The organism is Caulobacter sp. 602-1 (genome assembly GCF_003931565.1).
GTDB lineage: Bacteria > Pseudomonadota > Alphaproteobacteria > Caulobacterales > Caulobacteraceae > Caulobacter.
Genome location: NZ_RRYI01000035.1, coordinates 1 through 412, shown reverse-complemented (window position 1 = coordinate 412; position 412 = coordinate 1). Strand labels below are relative to the sequence as shown.

Genomic DNA, 412 nt, shown 5'->3' with positions numbered 1-412 from the left:
GGCCATGACGGGCCCATACTCAAAGGTTCGGATGGTGAACCGCTCTGGCCATCCGGCATCGTGGGATCGCTGTCGCATTGTCCGTCGCTGTGCGTCGCCGCCGTGGCGTCGGCGGAAAGAATCCGTGCCGTGGGAGTGGACGTGGACGATTCGGACGGATTGTCCGACGGGATCATGCGGTTCGTGTTCTCTTCCGAGGAGCTCGCATCATTGCGTATGGCAACCTCGGTGGAACGTAGGGCGGCCTTCTGCGCGAAGGAGGCCGCCTCGAAGGCGTTGTCCGCATTGGACGGGACGGGGGACTTCCGTAAGGTATCCGTGAGCCTGAAGACGGATGGAACGTTCGCCGCTGTGAGACGGGATGTGGCGTTGCGCAGCCAATGGCGATTCTACGATCGGCTGGTATCCGCGA

The 412-nt window shown here is 62.6% G+C and carries 1 protein-coding gene and 1 pseudogene; both read left to right on the top strand.

Features of this window, described 5'->3' with window-relative positions; all coding sequences use genetic code 11:
• Nucleotides 1–15 precede the first annotated feature (15 nt).
• Nucleotides 16–96: pseudogene (locus EIK80_RS27090) on the top strand (hypothetical protein); the annotation flags it as partial.
• Nucleotides 97–141: 45 nt separating this feature from the next.
• Nucleotides 142–412, top strand: a 271-nt coding sequence (locus EIK80_RS25130; RefSeq protein ID WP_233586942.1) for a 4'-phosphopantetheinyl transferase superfamily protein, incomplete at its 3' end; no start/stop codon positions are given.